Origin of the sequence: Candidatus Avelusimicrobium sp. (assembly GCF_050873505.1) — a bacterium.
Lineage (GTDB): Bacteria > Elusimicrobiota > Elusimicrobia > Elusimicrobiales > Elusimicrobiaceae > Avelusimicrobium.
The window spans coordinates 97,831-118,279 of record NZ_JBNMIY010000005.1 but is presented as its reverse complement, the minus strand read 5'-3'; the positions used below and the strand labels follow the sequence as shown (position 1 = coordinate 118,279).

Here is a 20,449-nt window from a genome sequence, read left to right as displayed (position 1 = left end):
TCCCCAGGCACTCGCCCGGGGATTTTTTCAGCCTAAAATTATCTGCGTTTTATTTTTTCCCGGTGCTTTGCCCGCCCATTAGGGCCGATAAGTCCGGCATCTGCCCGGAACTTGCCGCCTGCATTATGGCAGACATATCCGGCACTTGCGGGGTAGTCGTACTGGTATCCTTATTAAAGGAACCGCTACGATGAGAAGAAGCGTTAGCATTTCCCGCGCGGGAAGTATTGCCCCGGTTACCAGCAGTCTTTTGGTCCTTTTGTCCAGTCGTCTGCGGCACGCCCGTTTGCGGGGCGGAAAGCCCAAAACTGTTCATCATTGCCTGCACTTGGCTCATTGCAGCGGCTTGCGCTTGCTGTTGGTCGCCGCTATCCTTTTTATCCCCCTCTTTGGGACCAGCATTTTGATTTTTGTCGGCCTTCTGGTCTGCCTTGCTCCCTTTACCCGCGGCCGGAGTTTGCGGAGCCGCGTTGCCTGTTGTTGCCGGGGTAGTCTGCTGGGTAGCGGAAGCATCCGACTGTGCGGTGGGAGCAGTAGTCTGGGAATTATTGCTCCGTTGCGTGCGTTGCTGTCTCGCGCCGTAACTGCTAAAAGTGCGCGTGGCAGGTGCGGAAGCAGACTCTTCCGCCTGTTGGGAGCCGAAACTCGCGCGCGAGGTTCCCCCCACGCGATACATTTGGGCGGAAGCGGTAACGCTCAACCCTAAAATAAAAAGTAAAAATCCGATTCTCATAAACCCCTCCTTTTTGGCTACTTTTTATAGTATATACTTACCCGGCGGACTGTCAAGAGTGAAAAGCGCCTCTTTTTTTGCTAAACTGTATGAAATGAATTTGCCTATCTACGACGTAATTATTATCGGTGCGGGTGCCAGCGGGCTGATATGCGCGCGGGAGTGCGCACGCCGCGGTAAAAAAACGCTTTTGCTGGAAAAAGACGCCCTGCCCGCACGCAAAATTTTGGTTAGCGGCAACGGACGCTGTAACCTGACAAACGCCAATGTTTCGCCCGAATACTACCACGCGGACCCGGAGTTAATTTCGTCCGCCTTAAAACAATTTTCGTTCCAAAACGCACTTGATTATTTCCACCAGTTGGGCGTACTCACGCAAGAGGAAGCCTTGGGGCGCGTTTTCCCGCAGACGGGCAAATCCACCGCCGTAGCCGAACCCCTTAAACTGTCCGTAAAAGAAGCCGGAGCCGAACTTTTAACCGGGCAAGAAGTAATCCGCGTAAAGCACGGCAAAACCTTTTTAATTTCTACAAAGCAAGGGCAAACCTTTCAGGCCAAAAAATTGGTGCTTGCGTGCGGTTCGTGCGCGTACCCGCAACTAACGGGCACAAACGCGGGCTACGAACTTGCCAAAAAACTGGGCCATACCCTTATCACGCCGCGCCCCACGTTAAGCGCGCTCTGCGTAAAGGAAACCGCCGTCGCCCGCTTGACGGGTATCCGCAGCCAAGTGGAACTGTCGGCCTGGCTGGATAAAACCCTGCTCGCCCGGGCGGAAGGCGAAATTCTTTTTACAAATTACGGTGTAAACGGCCCCGCGGTACTTAACGTTAGTTCCGCCGTATCGCGCGCACTCACGCACGGAAATGTGCCGCTGACGATTAACTTTTTCCCGCAAATAAAGGAACCTAAAAAATTCTTGGAGGAACGCCTAAAACAATTCCCGGCTAGAAAACCCAAGGACTTTTTTGCCGGGATTTTGCACGAAAGCATTGCTAATTTGCTGATTGATTTTATAGGGCTTCGTAAAAATATCCCTATGCGTGAGCAAACCCCAAACAGTTTAAAACGTATAGGGGAAACACTCACCGCGTGGCCGCTTACGGCCGTGGGCTTGCGCCCGTGGACCGAAGCAATGGCCGCGACAGGGGGTGTAAACACGAAAGAAATAAACTATAATACATTTGAGTCCCTCAAATGCCCGGGGCTGTTTATCACGGGTGAATTATTGGATGTGGACGGAAAAAGCGGCGGATTTAATTTACATTTTGCCTGGGCCTCGGGCTATATAGCGGCCAAAAATGCGTCGGAGGAGAAATAAGCATATGGTAGATATCGTTAGAAAGACAACCAGTTTAAACGACCCGTTGCACGTTGGTTTTGTGCGCACTTACTATGTGGACGGGAAGGAAGTGTATCAGGAAACCTTGGATAAGAACCTGGATATTGAAAAACACTCCGGCACGATGCCCGACGGGATTGTAAAGGAATTTTTTGAAAACGGCAAAGTCTATTTTGAGTGCGAATTTAAAAACGGGCAGAGAAACGGCATTTGCAAGATTTATTTTGAAAACGGCAAAGTAAGCATTGAAAAATTCTACAAAGACGGTATGCTGGAAGGCAAAGCCCGCGTCTTCCACCCGACGGGCCGCCTGTATAAGGAATTGTCGTACGTGGACGACATCCAAGACGGCAAAGAAGTAAAATACTACCCGGACGGCAAAGTATTGGAAAGCGCCGAATATAAAAAGGGCTACTTAAACGGCGTGAGCAAGGTCTATACGCCCGACGGCGATTTGCGCTCCGAGTGCACCTATAAGAACGATAAAATCGTGGGCGATAAAATTATTTATCACCCCAACGGCACGATTGCGCTTATCTCCCCCCACAAGGACGGAAAACCCCACGGCGTAACCAAAAAATTCAGCGAAACGGGCGCGCTTATTGAAGAGTGGTTCTTTGAAGACGGCGTCCTGACGCTTAAAAAGGCGCACTAATCTTATTTGTATCCGCACAAGAACCCCGGGTCCGCCCTGGGGTTCTTGTTTTATAAATCCAAACGCGCCGCGTTTCTTTTTGCTACAATAATAATGAGGAAGGATTTTCCTTCAAAATTCCGCTCCTGCGGGAGCCCTATATAAGGATTCTAAACCAAATGATTATATTGTTTTTAAACTGCGGCAGTTCTTCCGTCAAGTACAGCGTGTACGACTGGGACCAGAAGAAAAGCCTTTGCGCCGGCGCGGTAGAACGCATCGGCATTGACGGTTCCTTCATTTCCCAGGACCGCAACGGCTACCCCTCCTTTGAATTAAAAAGAAATTGCAAAGACCACAAAGACGCCATTAACTTGGTAATTGAAACGCTGACCGATAAGGAACACGGCGTAATTGAAAACGTAAACGTCATCAGCGCGGTAGGCCACCGCATCGTGCACGGCGGTAAATTTGCCAAATCCGTCATCGTGGACGACAGCGTAGTAGCGGAACTGAAAAATATTTCCGACTTGGCCCCCTTGCACAACCCGGCGCACATTATGGGTATTGAAGCCGCCCGCGCCCTGCTGCCCAACGTTACGCACGTTTGCGTAATGGATACCGCCTTCCACCAGACGATGCCTGCGGCCTCCTATATGTATGCGTTGCCGCGCAAATGGTACACCGATTACCAAATCCGCCGCTATGGTTTCCACGGTTCTTCCGTTTTATATACCTCCCGCCGCGCCGCCGTATTATTAGGCAAAAACGTGGATGAGGTAAACACTATCGTCTGCCACATTGGCGCAGGCGCCAGCGTAACCGCCGTAAAGAACGGCCAATGCTTGGATACCTCTATGGGCTTAACCCCGTTAGAAGGCCTTGTAATGGGCACGCGCTCGGGCGATATGGATCCGTCTATCTGCTTCCATATGATGAAGAAACTCAATATGAGCCCGGACGAAATGTACACCATTTTGAATAAAAAGAGCGGTATGTACGCCCTGACCGGGGACCGCTTTGCCGACCAGCGCGACGTGCGCAAGGGTGCCGCCAACGGCGACGAACTGTGCAAACTGGCCTTGGAAGTGGAATCCTACCGCGTTAAAAAGTACATTGGCGCGTATATGGCCGCCTTGGGCCGGTTGGACAGCATTGTCTTTACCGCCGGGGTGGGCGAAAGAGCAACCAACATCCGCGAAATGATTTTAAAAGGCCTTGAAAACTTTGGCATTATCTTGGACGAAGAGCGCAACAACGCCGCCGACACCAACAAGGCCGAGTGCCGCATTTCCGCCGACAATTCGCCGGTGAAAATCTTTGTCATCCCGACGGACGAAGAAATCGTCGGCGTGCAAGACATTGTGGCCCTCTTGGCCGGAACGTATGACGTATATACCAAGTTCCGCTATATCTTCCAAGAGAAAGACTACCGCAACAAACTGCGCGATGCGGCCTTTATAGAAGAGGTTAAAAAACGCCCCTTCCTGTTAAAGGCAGCCGTTAATTTGCCCGAGCAGTTAAAGCAGGAGTTAAACAAGTAGTTTTGATGTGCGCCCGTTTGGTTATTCAAACGGGCGTTTTTTTAAAGCAAAAAGCAGTACAGCCGTAACCCTCCCGGCCGAAGCAGGTTCGCACCGGGTCCGCAAGATGCAAGATGAACGAAAAAAATTAATTGGAGCATACTTATGTTCTTACCCAAAGAAGTAAAGTTTTTTGATTTGTTTGATAAGCAGGGCGAAAATATCGTCCGCGCGGCGGAGTTTTACAAAAAACTCGTTGACAGCGGCGAATTTACCCCCGAAAACATCCGCGAAATGCACGAAATTGAACACTATGGCGACGAACTCACCCACACCACCATTAACACGTTAAACGAAACCTTTATCACCCCGTTTGACCGCGAGGACATTTTGGCCTTGGCCAACCGCTTGGACGATATTGTAGATAGCATTTACCTGCTGGCGAACCGCTTTTGTATGTACAAAATCCAAAAGCCGACCGAATACAGCAAAAAAATGGGGCACACCATTGCACAGACCTCTAAGGCTCTGCAAAAGGCACTTGCCTCTCTGCGCAGCAACAAAAATATGAAGGAAACCCTTATCCAATGCGTGGAAATCAACCGCTTGGAAAACGAGGGCGACGTCCTGCGCGACGAAGCCATTACCTATTTGTTTGAAAACGAAAAAGACCCCATTATGATTTTGAAACAAAAGGAACTCTACGAACTGGGCGAAACGGTAACCGACTTTTGCGAATATGCCGCCAATATGGTGGAATCTATTTTGGTTAAAAATAATTAACGGAGCCCGCTATGCTGTGGATATTATTCCTGATTATTTTGGCGTTATTCTTTGATTATTTAAACGGTTTCCACGATGCGGCCAACTCGGTGGCTACGGTGGTTTCCACTCGCGTATTATCGCCCAAAGTGGCGGTTGCGTGGGCGGGGTTCTTTAACTTTGTGGCCTTTTTGGTCTTTCATACCGAAGTAGCCAAAACCATCGGCGCGGGCATTGTGGATATCCACTTTGTGGACGCAAACTTGGTCTTTGGCGCGTTAATGGGAGCCTGCGGCTGGAACATCCTTACCTGGTGGTGGGGCTTGCCGTCCAGTTCCTCGCACGCGCTTATCGGCGGGCTTATCGGCGCGGGGTTTGTAAAGGGCGGACTAAATGCCCTCGTGGCAGGCGGGATTTTAAAAACGATTTTGTTTATCTTTTTATCCCCCCTCTTGGGCTTTTTGCTCAGCATTATTATCGGCACGATAGTCTTTAACATTTGCCGCCCGTTTAACCCTTATAAAGTGGACCATTTCTTCCGCAAAGGGCAGTTGCTTTCTGCGGCGGCCTATTCCTTGGGCCACGGCGGTAACGACGCGCAAAAGACAATGGGTATTATCAGTATGCTCCTTTTGGGCGGGCTTGCCGGGCAGGAAGCGGCCCCAATCCGGGACTTTCTGCTCACGCACGAGGAAATGCACCAAGTAGCGCAAGGCACATTTATTGTGCCGCTTTCTGTCGTACTTTTGTGCCAAGGCTCTATTGCTCTCGGTACGCTTTCCGGCGGGTGGAAAATTGTCAAAACAATGGGCCAAAAGATTACGCGATTACGCCCGGTGGACGGATTTTGCGCCGAGTCGGGCTCGTCTATTTCCCTCTTTGTGGCCTCTATACTGGGGATTCCCGTCAGCACCACGCATACGATTACGGGTGCGATTGTGGGTATCGGCTCTCTGCGCCGCTTGTCGTGTGTACGCTGGGGCGTAGCCAACCGCATTGTGTGGGCTTGGTTTATTACGATTCCCGCCGCGGCCCTGATTTCCGCCGCCTGCTACCTATTAAAAACGTGGCTTATTAAATAAGGAAATTTGTGAAAAGAACCGCCCCGGGGTTTTACATCTCCCGGGGCGGTTTTTTATGTTAGAAGCACTCTTTTACCAACCATTTTTGCCATACTCACAAGTAAAATAACGAACCTCAAATATGTAGTCTTGGCAAAGTACAATTTCACAAGTCTTTCCCTCTTCACTACACGTCTCGCCGCAACCATCATAGTTTCCACGGCCCTCGCCGGCACAATCCACCTCGTTTCCACCATTCCAACCAGTTGGAGTCCAATAATATCCATAACATATTGTATCGCTAGTAGGTGCTGACGGACAACACTCACTCTTATGGCTGGCCTTGTAAGTAGCATCGCCGCACGAACTTGCAACAATGCACGCGCCATCCTCGTCCATAGTAGTGCCCGCCGGACAGGTGCAGGAGCAAGTTTCGGTACTCCAAACGCCCTTTTTCCAATTTGGGTTATGCCCCCCCATTTCACAACTTTGCGCACGGTATAAGACATCATCAGAGGTCATATCGCAACTATTTGTCCCCTGTTCCGCTTCCCCGCAGACCAAATACACTTCGTCCTTATTTTTGAGTATTAATTTTTGCCAACTCATCGTTTCCCCACTGCAAGCCGGGAATTTATAGCCGAATAAATTAAGTTCGCTCAAATACATATTGTCCGCTTGCAGTGTGTAACCTTGCTTGTAATTGGCCACGCGCAAGTTAGTTTCAAAGTCAAAGTCCGCCGTTCCATTTCCGCTACCCATAATAGCCGTGGAGCCTACAATCGCGGGTGCGTCATTAAGTTCAAGTTTTCCCCCCGCTATTTTTAACAAATTATTTACGCGCAAGGATTTACCCGTATTAAATCCTTCGTCTGTTGTACAACCCAAATTCATTTGGCAGGCTGATGTTAAGCCAACGTCCATTTGTTTCATTACATCTACTTGGCTGTATGCCACATATTTGACGGGGAAATATGTTACCATTGTCATTTTATTGGCACCTGCGGCAAACAACACATTTGTAAGCAACAGTGCACTTAATACGGAAAGCAGTTTCTTCATTTTTTCTCCTTGTTAAGGCCTTTATATTTGAGCAAAACGGCCTTTTACACGCGTTTTTATACGGCGGATACATCCGGGTACGACCACCGCAATTTATCAAAATTTTAACAAAAAAAAAAAACGAAACAACCCCTTTATGAACAACTACCCAACAACAACGGCAAAAAACAGTATTCCTTGCCGTCACCCTGAATTTATTTCAGGGTCCAGCCGAGCCTTGACTCTCTTGCGCTGGATACTGAAACAAGTTCAGTATGACGGCAACAACCACGACAACAACAAAAACTACATTGTTTAGTCGTCATCCCCGAGGGTTTCTGTCGGGGATCTGTTGTTTCGGAAGAGAACAACAACCGCAAAAACAGATTCCCGACTACGACACTCGGGAATGACAACCACGGCAACGACAGATCCCGGATAAAAACCTTCCGGGATGACGGCCCAACAGCACCACAAAACAGACCGTTACAAAAATGGGGGGTCATCCTGAATTTAGTTCAGGATCTACCGATTGGGTAGTTTTGTCGTTTATAAAAAAAAGGTATTCCTATTTGTCATCCCGGGCGTGGACCCGGGATCCAGTCTGTTTATTAGAAAAGACCTTATTTTATTCTGGATTCCGACACCCTGCGGGTGGCTTTCTGTCCCCTGAATGACAACCACGACAGATCCCGGATAAAAACCTTCCGGGATGACGACAAAAGACATTACCACAAGGCCGTTATAAAATAAACATCCTACTGAACACTTACCGGCAACATTTTTTCCCCCCGACGGGGATTTAACAAATCACCAAACGCACCCAAAACGCTCCCCCTCTACAAATTTGACATTGGTCCAAATTTGATAAAATGGGATAAAGGATTTACTATGCCCCGCAATATTTTATCGCTTGATTTCTACGGCTCAACCATTACCGCCGCCTTGGCCTCGCTGGATGACGACACTCGCACCCTGCGCATACGCCATATTCTGCGGCGGACCTGCCGCTCGTTCTCCGGTGCGTTCGTGCGCGATATGGCCGGAGCCGAGGAAGGAGTCAGCAAAGTATTTGAGGAAATGAACGAATACATCAACGGGGAGCCGTCCGTCGTAGTTGGTCTGCGCGGCAATTTTCTATCCTTTAAGAGTTCCAGCGGTTTTAAATCTATTGATACCCCCAACCGCATTATTGGCGATAAGGAAATAAACGAGGCGATCCGCAACTCCGTGCCGATTAATTTAAGCGACACGTTAGAAGTGGTAGATATTCTCCCCCAGTCGTATATGATTGACGGCAATGAGGGAATTTTGGACCCCAAAGGGATGGCGGGTTTTAACCTGGAAATCGGTACCTTTTTATCCTACGCGCTGGTAACACACTTAAACAATTTAAACAATGTATTGGCCGCCTGCCGCTGCCCGGAATACCTGTTGTTGCCGTCCTCGCTGGCGTTGGGCGAAACCTTGGTAACCGAGGGCGAAAAACGCTCAGGAGCCCTGCTTGTGGACCTGGGGGAAGAGTCCGTTTCCGTACTGCTATACAACAAAGGCATTTTGCTGGACGGGCTGGAACTGCCTTACGGCTTAAACCGCCGCGCTGAGTTTGTGGCTGACCTATTGCAAAACGATGTGGAAACCGCGCAAGAAGTGCTGAAAGATTATGAACCGGGCGCGGACGAAATTATGGACGAAGTGGTAGAAGACGCCGAAACCCAAATGCTGCGCGGCATTAACAAAGAAATTTTACAGGCGTTCTGCCTGCATTTAAAGCGCCCCGCCACCAATTTAATTTTGTGCGGAAGCGGAGCCACCAAACAAATAATTAAATCCGCCAAAACCATTTTTAACGCCAAAAAAGCGCGCCTGGGCATAGTGGACCACCTGATAACCGATTGTCCCACCGATAACCCGGCTTATACGGGCGCGTTATCCCTGCTCCGCCACGCATTAGACCGCGAGCAGAACCAAACGGAGAGCGTAGTGCAAACCAAGCAATCCGGGCTGTTTACGGGCTTTTTGGACAAGTTGGGCCAACTGTTTGAACATTAATGCAAAACGCCGCAAGTTTTTAGGCTTGCGGCTTTTTTTGTGCAAAAAAGAGCCGCACCGAAAGGGGTGTGGCTCTTTAAATATTTTTTTAAACGCCGAAATTAGGCTTCTTCTTCCTCGGCGCGTTCCGTGCGTTTGCGCAACAGGTGCGACAAGATTTTCTTTCTCAAACGCAAGGATTGGGGCGTAATTTCCACCAGTTCATCCGGCGCAATGTATTCCACCGCCTGTTCCAAACTCATCACGCGCGGCGGGGTCAGCACATAGGATTCGTCGCTGGCTTTACTGCGCATATTGCTTAAATGTTTGGCCTTGCAGGGGTTTACCACGAGGTCGTTGGAGCGGGAGTTCTGCCCCACGATTTCGCCCGCATACACCTTTACGCCCGGGCCCAAAAAGAGTTCGCCGTTGTTTTCCAGCGCGTACAAGGCATAGGGCGTGGTTTCGCCGTCTTCCTTGGCAATTAACACCCCGTTGCGGCGCAAGTCCGGCAGGTTCACTTTGGGATAGTAGCCCTTAAAACTGTGGTGCATAATACCCGTACCGCGGGTATTGGTTAAAAGTTCGTTTTTAAAGCCGATAAGCGCGCGGGACGGAATCAAATATTCCAAGCGCAAGCGGTCCTCGCCTTCCGCCACCATATTTTCCAGTTTCGCGGCGCGCGTACCCAACGAGGTAAACACCGCACCTTGGTATTCGGACTTGATATCCAAAATCAAGTATTCCATAGGCTCTAAAATCTGCCCGTTTTCTTCCTTGTAAATTACTTCCGGGGAAGAAACTGCCAGTTCAAAACCTTCGCGACGCATATTTTCAATCAAAATGGTTAAGTGCAATTCCCCGCGGCCATATACTTTAAATTTGCCTTCGCCTTCCAACTGTTCCACTTTCAAACCCACGTTAGTTTGGGCTTCTTTTTCCAAGCGGTTTTTCAGGTGGCGGCTGGTAACAAATTTACCTTCGCGGCCGGAGAACGGGCTGTCGTTGACCATAAAGTCCATAGACATCGTCGGTGCGTCAATAGCCAGGGGCGGAAGCGGCTTTAAGGCGTCGGGGCGGCAAATCGTATCGCCTACGTCCACGCCTTCCAACCCGGCGATAGAAACGATATCGCCCGCCGTGGCGCTTTCCACTTCGGCCTTGCCTAAACCGACAAAGCGTTCAATTTTGGCGGCCTTGGCGTTGGTAGTAGAACCGTCCGGGTGAATAAGGGTAACAGGTTGGCCTTTGGTAATGCTTCCCGCCAAAATACGGCCAATACCCACGTGGCCCAAAAAGTTGTTGTAGTCCAACATCGTAACCTGCATTTGCAGGGGCGCATCCGGCCTTGCTTCCGGCGCGGGAACGTGGGACAAAATCGTATCCAAAATGGGGGCAATGTCTTTGCCTTTTTCTTCCATTTTCAGGCTTGCCCAACCGGCGCGGCCAGAGGCGTAAATAATCGGGAAGTCCAACTGTTCGTCCGTGGCGCCCAGTTCCATAAAAAGGTTAAACACTTCGTCCACTACTTCGCTGGGGCGGACGTGTTCGCGGTCCATTTTGTTAATAACCACAATCGGCTTTAAGCCTAACGCCAACGCCTTGCGCAGTACAAAGCGGGTCTGCGGCATCGGCCCTTCCACGGCGTCCACCATCAAGATAGCGCCGTCCACCATACGCAAAACGCGTTCCACTTCGCTGCCGAAGTCGGCGTGGCCGGGGGTATCTACAATGTTAATGGTATGGCCTTTGTAACCGATAGAAGTACACTTGGCCAAAATCGTAATACCGCGCTCTCTTTCAAGCGGGTTAGAGTCTAAAACGGTGTCTTGGGCTTGGTCTTCTTTTACTTTAAATTCTCCGGCAAATTTTAACAGGGAATCCACAATCGTGGTCTTGCCGTGGTCAACGTGGGCGATAATGGCTACGTTGCGTACGTCCTCGCGGGTGTTATTCATATATGTTTATATAGTCCTAATATTAAGATATATATATTTTAGTATTTAAGGGGGCTTTTCCACAAGCGGGGAAAAATTTTTTATAATAACCCTATGGAACAATTTTTGCAAATGGTCGCCGTTTTGGCGGCCCTCTATATCGCCTATGCGCTTACCCTCAAAAAGTGGGACTACGCCAGCGAGGCCAAGCGCACCGAACGCCGCACCCAATTAAAAGAATTGGGGCTTTCCAATACGTTTTATTTTATCCACGCCGGAACCCTGTTTATTTTAAACGCCGTCAGCGGCGGGCTGTTTGCGGCTTATTGGCTCTTCCGCCAATGGAAGGCCGTGTTGGTGGGCTTCCGCCGCCTGTCCGGCCAACCGCTTTCGGGCGGGGCCTTTGTGCGCACCTTGGGCGGCGCGATTACATTTTTTGAGTTAAACGCTATCATCTGCCGCACCTGCGAATATATGCGCAAAAAATCCCCCCTGCCGCCGTGGGTGTGGGGCACGCTGTGGCTGGGCGGTTTAATTGGCGCAATTTTGGTAAAGCCGATCTTTTGGCGGGCCTGCTGTTACGCGCTGTGGGTGGGAGCACCGGCGGCCCTGCAACGCCGTTTAAATGCGCTCCCGGAGCAAACATTATCCGCCAAACCAAAGCCCGGCGAACTGGCCTTTGCCGTTTTCGGCCTGGTGTGCTTGCTGGGCGCGGCGGCCGCTATCCGCACTTTTATCCGTTAAAAACGGAGCGGTTTTTATCCGCTCCGTTTTAAGATTTCCCCTCCTCTAACAAAATCACTTTTTGATTTCTTTGCTCACCGCGTTAATTACCCGGTTGGCTTGCGCCTGTTCGCGTTTTAAGCGGGCTTCTGCTTTTTGGCGAGCCTTTAAAGTTTTTTGGGTTTCCGCCAAGACGCTTTCCCTCTTGTTTTTGTCCGCCAAATTTTTGGCTTGTGCAACGGTGGCACGCAACTGTTCAGACGGCATTTCCAACAACTCCCGCACCGTTTGAAACGTCTCGCCCACGCCGTACATTTCCACAGGAGCCTGGGATAACGCCAATTTTAGCGAGTCCTCCTTTACCTCTTGCAGGCGGTAAAATTCTTTATTAAATTTGACCGAAGCCGCCAGCAAAATGCCCAGTTTCCGCTCGCGCGGATACGCTTGATAGACGAGTACCGTCGCCCCCACCATACGGGCGTCCTCGTTTTGCGCGCCCAGCAAAAGGGCCAAACTAATGTCCTCTCCCCCCGCCTGATTAACACGCGCGCGAAGCGCATCCAACTGCGCAGGAATTTGCCCGCGCAAGGCTTCCAAGGATTCCTCCTCCGCAGAGGCGAACTCCCAGCCGGATGCAAAAAAGAGGCCAATCGTTAGGATAAGCACGGTTAGCCAGCCATAGGCTTTAAAAAGGTTTTTCATAGGCGCCCCCTTACTATAAGTATGCGTGGAAACGGCATTTTTTCAAGGGCTTTTAAGGGTGGAAAGAAAACGGCAACGGCAGACGACAACAACGGATCCTGGACTACGACTTTCCAGGATGACTTTGTTATTTTATTAAGGCCCTTTCCCGTGTCATTCCCGAGCGTCGTAGTCGGGAATCTGTCGTTATAAAAAAACAAACAACGAACAACAGATCCCGGATAAAAACCTTCCGGGATGACGGCAAAGGCATTTGTTGTTCTTGTCGCCCTTTTGTGTTGCCTTTAAAAGGCGGTTTAAACGGAAAAGTATTTTTACTTGTTTGAGCCAATAGGGCGAGTTGTAAAAATACCCGTTTAAGCCTGCCTTTTATAACGCGTTGGGCGACGAGTTTTTTGTTTACTTTTTGTCGGCACAAAAAGTAAATAAAGCAGTAGCCTGCAAGGGCTCCAAGGGCAAAGTCGGTGCAAAATTGTCCAAAGATGGAAAATTGTTTATCCTAATAAGCAACAGGACACAAAACTTTACGTTTTGTGTCCTGTGCGTTAAAGAAGCAACTGTAAAAGCCGTTGTTCTCTTATTTGGCTTCGGCCACGGCTACGGCTACCGCCACCGTCGCGCCTACCATCGGGTTGTTACCCATACCGATAAGGCCCATCATTTCCACGTGAGCCGGCACGGAAGAGGAACCCGCAAACTGCGCATCGCTGTGCATACGGCCCATCGTGTCGGTCATACCGTAAGAGGCAGGACCCGCAGCCATATTGTCCGGGTGCAAGGTGCGGCCAGTACCGCCGCCAGACGCCACGGAGAAATATTTTTTGCCGTTTTCGGTGGCCCATTTCTTATAGGTACCGGCTACGGGGTGCTGGAAGCGGGTCGGGTTGGTGGAGTTACCGGTGATGGACACGTCCACACCTTCGTGCTTCATAATGGCCACGCCTTCGTTTACGTCATCGGCGCCATAGCAGCGCACTTTGGCGCGGTCGCCGTTGGAGAAGGCTTTTTCGCTTACGATTTTGAGTTCGCCCGTTTTATAGTTGTATTCAGTTTCCACAGAGGTAAAACCGTTTACGCGGGAAATAATATAAGCGGCGTCTTTGCCCAAGCCGTTCAAAATAACGCGAAGCGGCGTTTTGCGCACTTTGTTGGCGGTGCGGGCAATACCGATAGCGCCTTCGGCGGCGGCGAAACTTTCGTGCCCGGCCAAGAAGCAGAAGCATTTGGTGTTTTCGCTCAAAAGCATAGCACCCAAGTTACCGTGGCCGAGGCCTACGGCGCGCTGGTCGGCTACGGAGCCGGGGATGCAGAAACTCTGCAAGCCTACGCCGATTTTTTCGGCGGCTTCGGCAGCGGTTTTTACGCCGTTCTTCAAAGCGATGGCGGCGCCTACGGTGTAGGCCCACACGGCGTTATCAAAAGCGATGGGCTGGATGCCGCGGACGATTTTTTCCACATCCACACCTTTTTTGGTGCAGATTTCCTTGGCTTCTTCCAAGGAGGCAATGCCGTTTTCCTTCAAAACGGAGTTGATTTTATCAATTCTTCTTTCGTATCCTTCAAACGTAATCATATTCATTTTCTCCTGGGCTTACTCTTTGCGGGGGTCAATCTTTTTGACGGCTTCGTCAAAGCGGCCGTACTGGCTGACGTTCTTTTCAAACGCCACTTTCGGTTCTTCGCCTTTCTTAATGGCGTCCATCATTTTGCCCAGGTTGACAAATTTGTAACCGATAATCTCGTTGTTGGCATCCAAACCAATTTCCAACACATACCCTTCGGCCATTTCCAGGTAGCGGGGGCCTTTGGCCTGGGTGCCGTACATCGTACCGATTTGGGAACGATGACCTTTACCCAAATCTTCCATACCGGCGCCAACCGGCAGACCGTCGTCGGAGAAAGCGCTCTGGGTGCGGCCATAGACAATTTGCAAGAAGAGTTCGCGCATAGCAGTATTGATAGCATCGCAAACGAGGTCGGAGTTTAAGGCTTCCAAAATGGTTTTGCCGGGCAAGATTTCCGCGGCCATAGCGGCGGAGTGAGTCATACCGGAGCAGCCAATGGTTTCCACCAACGCTTCTTTAATTACGCCATTTTTGACGTTGAGCGTCAGTTTGCAAGCGCCCTGTTGGGGAGCGCACCAGCCAATACCGTGCGTAAGACCGCTGATGTCGGTAATTTGTTTGGCTTTGACCCATTTACCTTCTTCGGGAATCGGGGCCGGTTCGTGCTTAGCGCCTTTGCAAACGCAGCACATATTCTGTACTTCGGGGGTGCATTTTTCGCAACTCATTTAGGTCTCCTGTCTAAAAGTAAATCTTTCTAATATATTTTACCAAAAAACGCCGTTCAAAAACACACAGAAAAAAGACTTTTTAAAAAGAAAAACCCCGGGAGTTATTTTTCTCTCCCGGGGGCGCATTTACATCAAAAACATCTTATGGCTTAGCAGATACATCTAAGTCTGTATTTTCTTTAAAGTCCAACGGTCCAGAACTAGAACCAGAACTACAATTTTGCCCGTTAAAACTATTAGGCACAATGCACTTAGATAAATCATTTGTTTTAGCACATTTCAAACAAGACCAACCAAGTTTAGAGTAAGAACTACCGGCAATGCCTTCGCCACAACCATATGTTTCATTGTATAAGTAATATTGCCCAGGAATACAATCAAATTCTTGTCCTTTTTTAGGTGTAACATAACCGCTATGGTGTGCAGTTTCGTCGCCGCAAACCATATCAGCCCAATATTGAATGAAACGCCACCGATAACCCGTGGTATCCACATAAGCGGGCAAGTCTAAATTTTTGGTTTTCCAAGTGCTACTCGTAAAGCAAGTGTATTTGCCTTCGTCGGAGGAATCTGGGCACTTAGAAAACTGAACATACCGGCAACTTGTATAATTCCACCGATACTCCGCATAAATATTATCTTTCCCCGGGCATTTGACGCTGTAACTTTCTTGTCCATTTTTTGTAGGAGTGCAACTATCCGCTCCTTTACTTTTGAGCAAAAAGGAAGTATAGATTTTACCAGACAATTTAGCATTGCCGGAAGAATCGTAATCATTAGAATATTGGTTGCTCCACTCCATTGTCTGCCCCAAGTTGGCGGCGGCTTGCGCGCCCTTGGTAATTTTGGCGGTGGAAGCAATTTCCATATTGTCGGCTTTACCCCCCATTGCGGCAATATCACTGCCGTACAAGGTGCCCGTTACATTACTCTTGTGGAAGTTCGTATCTTTAAACGTAACATTGCTGGCCATTACGCGCCCCGCCGTTACCGTGCCGCCGTTTTCAACGGTCAGTTTATCGCTCAAACGGTATTCGGGCGTATTGGTACTGCCCAAGGTAGCGCCGTTTAAAATATTGGCTTGGGCTAAATACGCATTAGCCCCTTTAATAATGATTTTTCCCACGCCCGAGCGCGTATTGCAAAAGTTTAAGAGCGGCGCGCTGGTAACGTGCGTGGGGTCAGCCGCGTCCAACTGGGCAAAGTTGCCCACCGGGGCGGACAAGGTGGTTACAAATTGCATTTGTTCCGCGTGCAAGGCAGGCACAGCCAGCAAACAAGCGGAAAGTAACATAAGTTTCTTCATACTATATCCCTTACAGTTAAGTACCCTTTCAAGGGCCCGTGACACATCGGTTTCAGGCATTAGACACAGGCCTGAATATATCCAATGTATCATAAAATACAACCAAATACAAGATTTTCTATTAGTATAATGAACAAACGCCCGCAATGCAAGGGGTGGAGTGGAAAATGGCAAACAACAGATCCCCGACTAAATTCCTCGGGGATGACGGCAAAAAACAATAGCAAAGCCAACAGTAGGACGCGCCACCCTGACAGCCCACAAGGCAAAAAATTGTGTTCCAGCACTTGTAAACTTTGCTACAATAAAAAAATTAAGGAGCGTATGAAATGATAAAATTGGACTTTACCAAACTCCCCTCCTCCACCTTTGCCTGCGGGCCGGGGCAGGGGCATCCCGTCATCCGCGAAACGCCGATTTACAAAACTTTATTTGAACGCAGCCACCGCGCCAAAGATATTTCCACCGACGGTTTATATAAAGAAGCCGTGCAGAATTTGCGCGAACTTTTTTCCCTGCCGGACGATTACACCGTTATCTTTTTTATGGGCGGAGCGTCGGCGGCTATGGATGCGGTAATGTGGAGTTTAGTCAAAAATTCCGTTTCCGGCTTATCATTTGGCGCATTTTCCAAACGATGGGGACACGAAATGCTCTCCCGCTTGGAGCCGAACGTCATCCGCTCCATACGCGACGCGGCAGAGGGCGAGTTTTTCCCCAAAGAAAAACCCGACTATAACGCCAGCCTTGTCTTTCTAACGCCGAACGAAACCTCTACGGGCGTACAAATCCCGGATGAATATTTAGAGCAGGCCTGGAAAGAGAAGGGCCCCGACACCTTAATCGCTTGGGACTGCACTTCCTGCGCGGGCGGGCGCGATTTGCCAAAAAACAAATATGATATTATGGTTTTTTCTATGCAAAAATGCTTTGGCGTAGGTGGTGGATCCAGCGTGATTATTTTGAGCCCGGCCGCCGTCAAACGCGCCGAAGAGGTAAAAAAATACCGCACCGTACCCTACGCGCTTGATTTAACCGAAGCCATTACCAAGGCACAAGAAAAATGCCAAACGGTCAATACCCCCTCCACCACCAATATTTGGATGTTCAACGAAGCCTGCAAATGGATGAACGCCAACGGCGGTTTAAAGGCAATGGACGCGCTATGCCGCCGGCACGCGCAATTTTTGCTGGACTGGGCAAAAAAGACCGACTATTTGGCCCCGCTGATTGAGGACGAAAAATTGCGCTCCTACACCACGCTTACGCTGGAAGTAACCGACCCCGCTATAAAGGATGCGGATATTTCCGCCGCCTTAAAGGCCACGGGCCGCGCCAATTTGGCCGACGGGATCAAAAAATACTCCTCGGTCAAGCAGAACTCCCTGCGCATTGCCTGCTTCCCGTTTGTGGATATCCACGGCACGGGCGAATACAAAAAACTGGCCGACACGGTGGACGACATTGTCCGCCAATTAAAGGCCCAGCGCAAATAAGGTATAAATGAAACTCCCGGGCTCACGCCCAGGGTTTATTGTGAGCAATATTTATAAAATGCCCCGGAGTTTTTGGCTCCGGGGGTTTTATTTACATTTTGCAACAAATATAGGAACCGCAGTTTGTATCCGCCGGCTTGACTTGTTCGGCGCAATTATTGCTCCATTGTTTGCATAACGCCCAAGCGGTGGCATTGGTGGTTTTGCTGGCAATTTTGCAATACATATAGTGCTCGCGCGGGTCGTAAAAAATATTCATATAATTGCTTTCGCTTTGGCCCCGGCCTTCCCAGTTGGCACATACGCCCGGTGCACCGAATAATGTATAGCGGAATTTACCCGCCAGTACGCGGCTGGAATCTATCGGCGTTCCGACCGAAATATCCAGGGCGGACATATCCGTCGTGTAATCGCCGGGATTGGCAAGCAAATACCGCTCTAACGCTAATCCAATGGTCTTAGTGTTGGTGATAGCCTCCATCCAGCGGCTTTTTTCCACCGCCTTGGTGTATTGCGGCAAGGCAACCGAAGCCAAAATACCGATGATGAGCACAACAACCAACAGTTCAATCAGCGTAAAACCCGCCCTTGTTTTGCGGCCGCTTGTTGTTAAGCCGTCATCCCGTAGTGTCTTTATACGGGATCTGTTGTTATTGTCGTCATCCCCGAGTGTGAGATGGCCCGCAAGGTTCGGGGCTCCGTTATTTCTGTTGCCTTTATTAAATAACGACAGATTCCCGACTACAACGCTCGGGAATGACAAAATAGAGGTAAATTCTTTCATGTTTTCTCCTTTTTAAGACCTTTATATTTGAGCAAAACGGCCTTTTATACAAGTCTTCACAAAGCGGGCACATCGGGGTATAGGCGTTCTGCAATCTCTAAATTTTAACAAAAAAAAAAAACGGAACAACCCCTTTATGAACAACTGCTCTAAACGGCCACTACAAACAACATTTTTTGCCGTCACCCTGAATTTATTTCAGGGTCCAGCCGAGCCTTGACTCTCTTGCGCTGGATACTGAAACAAGTTCAGTATGACGGCAACAACACAAACAACGACAGAGCCCGTATAAGAACACTACGGGATGACAGCACCCTGAGGGCCGCATCTTGCAGGCCACAGGTTTTTCAGCCCCTGCTGATTGGGGCGTTTTGCCGTCATCCTGGAAAGTCGTAGTCCAGGATCTGTCGTTGCTCAAAAAGAGGAAAACAACAGATACTGGACAGAAACCTTCCAGTATGACCTTTATTTTTATAAACAACCAACAACCCAAGATGTAGATTCTGAAAACCCAGCGGGCCAACCCTCCATTTATAAAAACTCCCGGGGCAAACAACGCGCTCCGGGGGTTTTCATATCAAAGCAACTTAAATTATTTTTCGTCGCGCACGATGTAGCCAAATTCTTCCAAGGCCTTTGTGTCGTTGCGCCAGTTGGGCGATACCACTACATTAAGTTCCAGGCGGTACTTGCGCCCTAAAAACTCTTCAATGCGCTTTTGCGCCCGCTTGCGCAGTTCGGCAATCGCACTGCCGCCCTTGCCAATTAAAATAGGCTTTTGGCTCTCTCGCTCCACGTGGATATTGGCGCGGATGTAGTTCTTGGGGCCGAGGTCCTCGGTAAATTTTTCAATCTCTACAAAGGTGCTGTATGGCACTTCCTTTTGATAGAGTTTAAAAATCTGCTCGCGGATAAATTCCGCCGCGTAAAAGCGTTCCCAGCGGTCCGTCCATTGGCCGGGCGGAAAGTAGGCCGGGCTATTAGGCATTGCGGCGATAACCGCCTGTTTTAAAAAGTCCGTCCCTGTTCCGTTGGCGGCGGAAATGCGGAAGGTTTTTTCAATCTTTAAATCGGCCTTCACGCGCGCTTCCAATGCGTCCAGCGCAGAAGCATCTTGCACGAGGTCAATTTTATTAATCGCCAAAAAGATAGGACAAAAAACGGTTTTTAACTTTTCCACCAGCGGCGCGTTTAACGCATAATCCGCCATTGCATCCACCAAAAAAATCACCAAATCGGCATCCTCGCGCACGGCGCGGTCAATGCAGCCCACCATTGTTTGCTGCAATTTGTATTGCGCCTTTAAAAACCCGGGCGTATCCACAAACACCACTTGGTAATCGTCCCCGTCCGCAATAGCCAAAATGTTTTGGCGCGTGGTTTGGGGTTTGTTGGTAACGGGCGACAAAAGTCCGCCCGCCAGGTTGTTAAGCAAGGTAGATTTGCCCGCGTTGGGCAGGCCGGCTAATACGGCAAAACCGCTTTTAAAATTTTTTTCGTCCATAGATGTATTGTACTTATTTTTTGTCCGTTCGCCAACGCTCCGCGCTACTCGGTGATATAACTGTCCACAATTTCGCCGAAGTAGAACATATGGTAATCGTTCGGCTCCTTGTTGTACCACAGTTCATTAAGCGCCTTGTTCAAATTTTCCGCGCCCATTAAGCGCGCATAAGCCACCTTGCACTCAAAGTGCATACCGGGCACATCTAAAACCGGGGTGGCAATTTTCTGCCCCTTGACGGTTTTTAATCCGCACGCGGCTAATTTATCCATATTCCGCCCGGACTTGGTGCCACACACAGCCACCGCCTGCGGCAAATCCACATACGGAATTGTAACGGTAAATTCGTGCGATTTTTCAATTTGTTCGTAAGTAAAGCGGTTCTGGCGCACCACCGTGTTAAACACGGGAATCCGCCACAAAACGCCTATCGTCCCCCAGCCAATAACCATTGTGTTAATTTTATTGCCGGATTTAGTGGTTAAAAAGGCGGCCTTGGAAAGAATATCCAAATTCTTTTGTGCGTTAAAATTATACGGTACTCTTTTAATCATATGTTTTCCCCCTCTTTAAA

Annotated in this window: 18 protein-coding genes; 8 read left to right on the top strand and 10 right to left on the bottom strand. The window is 49.4% G+C overall.

Annotated features, from left to right (window positions below):
• Positions 1-49: 49 nt before the first annotated feature.
• A complete protein-coding gene (locus ACR0QV_RS04400) occupies positions 50-733 on the bottom strand; it encodes a hypothetical protein (RefSeq protein ID WP_432634899.1) in 684 nt (227 codons plus the stop codon).
• A gap of 94 nt (positions 734-827) precedes the next feature.
• Between ACR0QV_RS04400 and ACR0QV_RS04395 the strand changes: the two genes are divergently transcribed.
• The 5 genes from ACR0QV_RS04395 to ACR0QV_RS04375 all read left to right on the top strand — a co-directional run bounded on the left by ACR0QV_RS04395 (position 828) and on the right by ACR0QV_RS04375 (position 6,076).
• Positions 828-2,054 carry an NAD(P)/FAD-dependent oxidoreductase gene (locus tag ACR0QV_RS04395; protein WP_432634897.1) on the top strand — a complete coding sequence of 409 codons (1,227 nt, stop codon included), beginning with the start codon at positions 828-830 and terminating at the stop codon, positions 2,052-2,054.
• Positions 2,055-2,058: 4 nt separating this feature from the next.
• Complete coding sequence (locus ACR0QV_RS04390) at positions 2,059-2,730, top strand: toxin-antitoxin system YwqK family antitoxin (protein ID WP_428053411.1); 672 nt, start codon at positions 2,059-2,061, stop codon at positions 2,728-2,730.
• Positions 2,731-2,888: 158 nt separating this feature from the next.
• A complete protein-coding gene (locus tag ACR0QV_RS04385) occupies positions 2,889-4,253 on the top strand; it encodes an acetate kinase (RefSeq protein WP_428060600.1) in 1,365 nt (454 codons plus the stop codon).
• 144 nt (positions 4,254-4,397) lie between these two features.
• Positions 4,398-5,015 carry a DUF47 domain-containing protein gene (locus ACR0QV_RS04380; protein WP_432634895.1) on the top strand — a complete coding sequence of 206 codons (618 nt, stop codon included), beginning with the start codon at positions 4,398-4,400 and terminating at the stop codon, positions 5,013-5,015.
• A gap of 11 nt (positions 5,016-5,026) precedes the next feature.
• Positions 5,027-6,076 (top strand): inorganic phosphate transporter, encoded by a 1,050-nt coding sequence (locus ACR0QV_RS04375; RefSeq protein WP_432634893.1) that lies wholly within the window; start codon positions 5,027-5,029, stop codon positions 6,074-6,076.
• A gap of 72 nt (positions 6,077-6,148) precedes the next feature.
• Here the strand turns inward: ACR0QV_RS04375 and ACR0QV_RS04370 are convergent, their stop codons facing one another.
• Positions 6,149-7,117, bottom strand: a complete 969-nt coding sequence (locus ACR0QV_RS04370) for a hypothetical protein (RefSeq protein ID WP_432634891.1) — start codon at positions 7,115-7,117, stop codon at positions 6,149-6,151.
• A gap of 870 nt (positions 7,118-7,987) precedes the next feature.
• On the opposite strand from ACR0QV_RS04370, the gene ACR0QV_RS04365 reads away from it, so the two are divergent.
• The gene (locus ACR0QV_RS04365) at positions 7,988-9,148 is read left to right on the top strand and encodes a hypothetical protein (RefSeq protein ID WP_432634889.1); all 1,161 of its coding nucleotides are present in this window, start codon (positions 7,988-7,990) and stop codon (positions 9,146-9,148) included.
• Between the two features lie 101 nt (positions 9,149-9,249).
• Here ACR0QV_RS04365 and typA read toward each other — a convergent pair whose 3' ends face one another.
• On the bottom strand, positions 9,250-11,085 hold the full coding sequence (typA, locus tag ACR0QV_RS04360) for a translational GTPase TypA (protein WP_432634887.1): 1,836 nt from the start codon (positions 11,083-11,085) through the stop codon (positions 9,250-9,252).
• Between the two features lie 93 nt (positions 11,086-11,178).
• Between typA and ACR0QV_RS04355 the strand changes: the two genes are divergently transcribed.
• Positions 11,179-11,808: a hypothetical protein gene (locus ACR0QV_RS04355; protein ID WP_432634885.1), complete on the top strand. Its 630-nt coding sequence runs from the start codon at positions 11,179-11,181 to the stop codon at positions 11,806-11,808.
• A 54-nt stretch (positions 11,809-11,862) separates the two neighbouring features.
• On the opposite strand, the gene ACR0QV_RS04350 is transcribed toward ACR0QV_RS04355, so the two are convergent.
• The 4 genes from ACR0QV_RS04350 to ACR0QV_RS04335 all read right to left on the bottom strand — a co-directional run bounded on the left by ACR0QV_RS04350 (position 11,863) and on the right by ACR0QV_RS04335 (position 16,091).
• Positions 11,863-12,489 (bottom strand): hypothetical protein, encoded by a 627-nt coding sequence (locus tag ACR0QV_RS04350; RefSeq protein ID WP_432634883.1) that lies wholly within the window; start codon positions 12,487-12,489, stop codon positions 11,863-11,865.
• A gap of 577 nt (positions 12,490-13,066) precedes the next feature.
• Positions 13,067-14,062, bottom strand: coding sequence for a GGGtGRT protein (locus ACR0QV_RS04345; RefSeq protein ID WP_428052867.1), 996 nt, complete (start codon positions 14,060-14,062; stop codon positions 13,067-13,069).
• Between the two features lie 18 nt (positions 14,063-14,080).
• Positions 14,081-14,782 (bottom strand): iron-sulfur cluster assembly scaffold protein, encoded by a 702-nt coding sequence (locus tag ACR0QV_RS04340; RefSeq protein ID WP_428052865.1) that lies wholly within the window; start codon positions 14,780-14,782, stop codon positions 14,081-14,083.
• Positions 14,783-14,927: 145 nt separating this feature from the next.
• Positions 14,928-16,091, bottom strand: coding sequence for a hypothetical protein (locus tag ACR0QV_RS04335; RefSeq protein WP_432634881.1), 1,164 nt, complete (start codon positions 16,089-16,091; stop codon positions 14,928-14,930).
• A gap of 329 nt (positions 16,092-16,420) precedes the next feature.
• On the opposite strand from ACR0QV_RS04335, the gene ACR0QV_RS04330 reads away from it, so the two are divergent.
• Positions 16,421-17,587 (top strand): aminotransferase class V-fold PLP-dependent enzyme, encoded by a 1,167-nt coding sequence (locus tag ACR0QV_RS04330; protein ID WP_432634879.1) that lies wholly within the window; start codon positions 16,421-16,423, stop codon positions 17,585-17,587.
• A 91-nt stretch (positions 17,588-17,678) separates the two neighbouring features.
• Here ACR0QV_RS04330 and ACR0QV_RS04325 read toward each other — a convergent pair whose 3' ends face one another.
• From ACR0QV_RS04325 to ACR0QV_RS04315, 3 genes are all read right to left on the bottom strand, one after another.
• Positions 17,679-18,371 (bottom strand): type IV pilin protein, encoded by a 693-nt coding sequence (locus tag ACR0QV_RS04325; protein ID WP_432634877.1) that lies wholly within the window; start codon positions 18,369-18,371, stop codon positions 17,679-17,681.
• Positions 18,372-18,963: 592 nt separating this feature from the next.
• The gene (era, locus tag ACR0QV_RS04320; protein WP_432634875.1) at positions 18,964-19,875 is read right to left on the bottom strand and encodes a GTPase Era; all 912 of its coding nucleotides are present in this window, start codon (positions 19,873-19,875) and stop codon (positions 18,964-18,966) included.
• A 44-nt stretch (positions 19,876-19,919) separates the two neighbouring features.
• Positions 19,920-20,429: a flavin reductase family protein gene (locus ACR0QV_RS04315; RefSeq protein WP_432634873.1), complete on the bottom strand. Its 510-nt coding sequence runs from the start codon at positions 20,427-20,429 to the stop codon at positions 19,920-19,922.
• Between the last annotated feature and the right edge of the window lie 20 nt (positions 20,430-20,449).